The organism is Bauldia sp., assembly GCF_020442045.1.
Taxonomy (GTDB): domain Bacteria; phylum Pseudomonadota; class Alphaproteobacteria; order Rhizobiales; family Kaistiaceae; genus Bauldia.
The window spans coordinates 1-4,846 of record NZ_JAGRLA010000003.1; the positions used below are offsets into that span (position 1 = coordinate 1).

The window sequence follows — 4,846 nt, forward strand, 5'->3', positions numbered from 1 at the left end:
ATGCGGAAATCATGGTCATGGTGGGAACCTTAAGGAGAGCGGGAACGGACGAGCCTGCGCGGCGCTCTCTCTCGACCGCACCGGCTCAAACCCGTCCCGGCCGCCCTCTCACTCTCGGGACGCCGACATGGAAAAAGCGCCCGACCGTGAGGTGGGGCGCTTTTTCGCGGGTCAGTTCCAGTGTCCGTCCGCGATCTCGCCGGCGACCAGTGCGCGGGCCTTGCGGATCAGGTCATCGCCGCAGGTGTCGACGTGGCCGAAGAACCTGGCGCGCGCGCCGTTCGCGGCCCAATCGGCATAGGCGCAATATTCGTAGGTCTCGGATCGGAAGGCCCGCATGTCGTTGGCCCAATGCGGCCTGGGCTCGATGACGACGGTGATGCCGTCCCTGGTTTCTGACCAGGGCAGGGACCGTTCGTGCGGCGGATGCTCACGATCTGCCGCGAAGATGGCGTCGATGCCGGTCATGGCGCCTCTTCCGGTTCTGGGCGCACGAAGCCTTCGGGATTGTCGGGATCGGGCGGCAGATAGGTGTCGTAGGGATTGCCCTCGGCGAGATGGCCGAAGGGCGTGAAGACGTAATCGCTATCGTCCCGCCCTACGGCGCAGATGACGTAACGCGGGTTGCCCGTTGCCGCGTCGAGGCATTCCATGAGGGCGAGATTGCCGTCACCGGCCGCGCGGAGCAGGGTCTGGAAGTTCGTCCTGGCATAGGAGGGAATGCTCATAGCGGACCTCCCTCGCCGAAGACGGTCTGGGCGAGCCAGCCATCGGTGTAGATCCAGTCCACGGTCTCGCCGGTGGTGAGATCGAGGACATGGGCGCCGCCGCCGAAGCCGTCGAGCCGGGGCTTCGAGCAGGTGCTGGCGTATTGGAAACCCCATTTGCCGGTGAGCCCGAACTCGGCGGCGCAGCGCTGCACGAACCGGATGAGGCGCTCGGGATCGCCGGTCACGTCGTCGCGCATCCACAGTTCGCTGCCGCCGTATTGCGGTTCGATCGAGAGAAGGAAGCCCTCCGAGGGCGGTTCGTCCGACGCGCCTTCCCTGGACAGCGTGTTGTAGAGGTCGAGCGCGCGGGCGGCGTTCTCGGGTGTGCCGACGTCGAGCAGGCACGAGAAGTGGGTGAAATAGTCGGCCATGACAGGCTCCTGAAGCGAGAAAGCCCGGCGCGACGGCCGGGCTGAGTGGGGTTGAGGCGTGATCGAAGGCGGGTCAGTAGCCGAACCGCCAGGACGGCCAGGGCTGACCGTCATCTGAGGCGGCGACGGCTTGCGGCAGATAGCCGGCATCGCCTTCGACCAGGGTTGGATCGCGCACCGGCGTCTCGTCGATGACGGTGACGCAAACGACGAGGCCATCTTCGACCTCGACGTGAACGGGCACGAGATACTGAAAGACGACGCGGCGCGTGGCGGACAGGTCGGGTTCAATCATGGAGGGTCTCCTTGCGAAGATGCGGGGAAGCGACCGCAGGCCAATTCCCCGCCGTGAGGGTCATTCGGCCGCGATCGTCAGGGCGTCTTCGTCCTCGATCTCGTCGGTTTCCTCGTCGTCGCCGTCCTCGCTGAGGAAATCCGGCAAGGCGGCGTCGTCTCCGGCGTCTGCCTCCGCACCAGGTTCGATGGCCTGCCCATCATCAGGGTCGACCAGGCGCAGCGGCTCGGGCAGCCAGCCGGTGTCGGCCAACAGGCGCTCGGCCTCCTTGGCCATGTCGCCCTTCTTCAGATGGTCGATGAGCCCTGCTGCCCGTTGGCCCGCACCCTCACGCACGGCTTCGAGGATGCGGGGCTTGGTGACGCGGCCGAGATAGTTGCCGACGGTCGGTTTCCAGCCCGCCGCCACCATGTCCAGGCCGGTGGCGCGCGCCAGCCGGTCGGCCTGCGCCAGGCGGACGTCCAGCCCATGCTGGCTGACGCCTGATCCGTAAGGGTTCGGCCGCTCGAACAGGGCGTTCACGCCGAAGCTGACGCAATGGGCGAGCAGATCGAGGCGTGTGCCATCGTCGAGGTGGCTCAACCAATCCCACAGCGCCTGATCGTCGGCGGGAACGTGATCGCCCCAGCGCCCGTGCCGCTCGGCGATCTCGCTCGCCTGTGCGCTGTCCTTCAGTTCCTCCGATTGGGCGGAGAAGAAGATGTGGCGGACGTTGGCTTCGAGGCAGCCGGTCGGCGCGGTGTGCCGGAAGGTGTCGCTGACCAGTTTGTGCAGCAGCAGGGTCATGGCGACGTCGGGATGCTCGGCGACCGCGTTGCGCAGAGCGAGGGTGCGATGCGCGGTCAGTTCGATCACGAGACGCTCGGGCAGCGGCTTGACGCCGTCCTCCTCGTCGTCCTCCGGCTCCGCGGGCTGGCCGCCGATGGTGATGACGGCGCGTTGCACGGCAGGCGTAGCCACGGGGCCGTCGCCGCCGTCGACCTCGGGCGTGTCGTCTCCTTCGGCATCGACCGGACGCTCGTCCTCGGGACGGACATAGCCGCGATCCACCGACAGCGAGCCGTCCGAGTCGACGCTGACGAAGACGCCAGCGATGGCGATGTCGGCCGGATCGTAGATCGCCGGGCGCTGCTCGAAGGCTTCGAGCGCCTGCTCGATCTCGCCGAGGCGCGCGTCGATCTCGTCGGGCAGCTCGTCGGCCTCGGCATATTCGGCCTCGAGCCGGTCATACTCGTTACGCAGCGCCTCGCGGGTTGCGCGTTCCTCCTCGGTCAGATCGACCGTGGCGCCGACAAGCTCCCGAAGCCCGCGTTCGTGGCCGTAGGGAAAGCTGAGCGCGGCCTCGACCCATTTCCAGCCTTCGCCCGCGATCTCGTCGGCGACGATCTTCAGCTTCTCGGCCACCAGGCGGTCGAGCAACCCGGCATCCTGAAGCCAGCCGCCATCGTCGGATTCGAACAGGTCGCGCAGCACGATGCCGCCGGCCGCCTCATAGGCTTCGACGCCCACGAAGACCGCCCGCTTGTCGGCGGCGCGCACCGTGGTCTCGGTCAGCATTCGGCGGATGTGGTAGGGTTCCTTCTGCCAGCCGTCCTTGATGGCCTCCCAGACCTGTTCCTGGCGGCCATGGTCAGAACTGACGGTGAAGGCCATGAGCTGTTCCAGCTTCATGCCGTCGTCGGCATAGATCGCCAGCAGCGCGGGCGAGACGGAGACGAGGCGCAGGCGCTGCTTCACGACATTGACGTCGATGAAGAAGGCGGCGGCGATGGCCTCCTCGGTCATGCCCTTGTCGCGCATGGCCTGGAAAGCGCGGAACTGATCGAGCGGATGGAGCGGCGCGCGTTCCATGTTCTCGACCAGCGAGACCTCATCGATCAGGACGCCGCTGTGGGCGTCGCCGACCACGCAGGGCACCGGGGCGGTCTTGCCGAGGCGCTTCTGCTTCATCAGCAATTCGAGCGCGCGATAGCGGCGGCCGCCGGCGGGCACCTCGAACATGCCGGTCTCGGCGCCGTCGGCATCGAGGACCGGGCGGACATGCAGGGACTGGATGAGCCCGCGCCGGGCGATGGACTCGGCCAGCTCCTCGGTCGAGACGCCGGCCTTGACGCGCCGGACGTTGGACTGGCTCAGCACCAGCTTGTTGAAGGGAATGTCGCGCGCCGACGACAGGGTGATCTTCTGAACGGCAGTGGCCATGTTCATGACTCCGCGACGGGCGGCCGGGAGACTCTCTCTCGACCTCCAACCCGTCACGAAGCGAAGCGCCGCCCTCTCACTCTTAAGAGGACAGCGCCGGCCGGGCGGAAAGGCGTGAAGCCGCAAACCCGCGTCTCCGCCTTTCCGGTTTTCAGGATCATCACGCCGCCTCCCGTTCGTCGTCGGAGACGCCGACATCGGCGCCCGGCAGATGACCGAGCAGCCAGTCGGCTGCTTTGCTCGCTTGGGAGGCGGCGCGGACGATGGCGCGATTATCCTCGCGCAGCACCTCGAGCCAGGAGCCGATATAGTCAGCATGGCGGACAGTGGGCGTGATGCCGAGCGAGGCGCAGCAGAAAGCGGCGTTGATCTCCGCGACCAGCTCCTCGAAGGCGTATTTCTTCGAGCCGAAAGAACCTGAGAAATCGCGGTTCAGGCGTGAGGGATGGCCCGTGGCATGCCCCATCTCGTGCAGGGCCGTGCGGTGCCAGTTGATCGGCTCGAAATACGCCTGGGGCGGCGGCACCTGCACATAGTCGAGCCCAGGGACATAGAAGGCGCGATCGCCGCCGATGCGAAAGTCGATGCCCGTCGCCCGGATCAGCGCCTCGACCTGCGGTTCGATGAGGCCGGGCGGAGGCGGCGGGGCCACAATGGCGACATCGTCCGGCAGCCCGTCGCATTGCGATGCGTTGAACACCGTGAAGCGTTTGAGGAACGGGATCGCGGCGGCTTCCTCGCCGGTCTCGCGGGCGCGGCGCTTTTCGTCGTCCGGGGTGAAACGGTCGGCATAGACGACGGTGGTGCCGTGTTCGCCGCGGCGGACATTGCCGCCAAGCGACAGGGCCTGGCGGAAGGTGAGCCAGCTCTGGCCGGGGAAGCCGTGCTGGATCACGGCGCCCCAGAGGATCAGCACATTGATCCCCGAATAGTGACGTCCGGTTGCGGCGTTCCTCGGCATGGCGAGCGGCGCCTTGGCCGTGGCGGTGCCCCAGGGCTGGACCCAGGGGAAGCGGCCCGCCTCCAGCTCGGTGATGATCTTGCTGGTGATGTCGTCGTAAAGGCTCGTCCGGTCGGAGCCGGCACGCCTGTTGCGGTCGTTCTTGAACATCGCGGTTCTCCGCGACGGGCGCCGGAAACCTCTTCTCCAGCCCTCAACCCGTCACGGAAAACCCGTCCGCACTCTCACTCTCGGGGGCGTTGCGGGG

At 67.1% G+C, this 4,846-nt stretch carries 6 protein-coding genes; all 6 read right to left on the reverse strand.

All coding sequences use genetic code 11. The annotated features are described in order from the left end of the window. Positions 1–171: 171 nt before the first annotated feature. The gene (locus KDJ86_RS00485) at positions 172–468 is read right to left on the reverse strand and encodes a hypothetical protein (RefSeq protein WP_039244329.1); all 297 of its coding nucleotides are present in this window, start codon (positions 466–468) and stop codon (positions 172–174) included. Continuing rightward, a complete protein-coding gene (locus KDJ86_RS00490) occupies positions 465–728 on the reverse strand; it encodes a DUF6117 family protein (protein ID WP_291741466.1) in 264 nt (87 codons plus the stop codon). The genes KDJ86_RS00485 and KDJ86_RS00490 overlap by 4 nt, the downstream gene beginning before the upstream one ends. Next, complete coding sequence (locus tag KDJ86_RS00495) at positions 725–1,141, reverse strand: hypothetical protein (RefSeq protein ID WP_039244332.1); 417 nt, start codon at positions 1,139–1,141, stop codon at positions 725–727. Before KDJ86_RS00495 ends, KDJ86_RS00490 begins: the two co-directional genes overlap by 4 nt. A 73-nt stretch (positions 1,142–1,214) precedes the next feature. Then, positions 1,215–1,436: a hypothetical protein gene (locus KDJ86_RS00500; protein ID WP_291741469.1), complete on the reverse strand. Its 222-nt coding sequence runs from the start codon at positions 1,434–1,436 to the stop codon at positions 1,215–1,217. A 60-nt stretch (positions 1,437–1,496) separates the two neighbouring features. After that, positions 1,497–3,638, reverse strand: coding sequence for a ParB/RepB/Spo0J family partition protein (locus KDJ86_RS00505; RefSeq protein ID WP_291741472.1), 2,142 nt, complete (start codon positions 3,636–3,638; stop codon positions 1,497–1,499). Positions 3,639–3,798: 160 nt separating this feature from the next. Beyond that, a complete protein-coding gene (locus tag KDJ86_RS00510; protein WP_291741474.1) occupies positions 3,799–4,749 on the reverse strand; it encodes an ArdC family protein in 951 nt (316 codons plus the stop codon). Between the last annotated feature and the right edge of the window lie 97 nt (positions 4,750–4,846).

Bases quoted from the DNA above. Each gene is read 5' to 3' on its own strand.
- KDJ86_RS00510 (WP_291741474.1), bottom strand. From the start codon at position 4,749: ATGTTCAAGAACGACCGCAACAGGCGTGCCGGCTCCGACCGGACGAGC.
- KDJ86_RS00485 (WP_039244329.1), bottom strand. From the start codon at position 468: ATGACCGGCATCGACGCCATCTTCGCGGCAGATCGTGAGCATCCGCCG.
- KDJ86_RS00505 (WP_291741472.1), bottom strand. From the start codon at position 3,638: ATGGCCACTGCCGTTCAGAAGATCACCCTGTCGTCGGCGCGCGACATT.
- KDJ86_RS00500 (WP_291741469.1), bottom strand. From the start codon at position 1,436: ATGATTGAACCCGACCTGTCCGCCACGCGCCGCGTCGTCTTTCAGTAT.
- KDJ86_RS00490 (WP_291741466.1), bottom strand. From the start codon at position 728: ATGAGCATTCCCTCCTATGCCAGGACGAACTTCCAGACCCTGCTCCGC.
- KDJ86_RS00495 (WP_039244332.1), bottom strand. From the start codon at position 1,141: ATGGCCGACTATTTCACCCACTTCTCGTGCCTGCTCGACGTCGGCACA.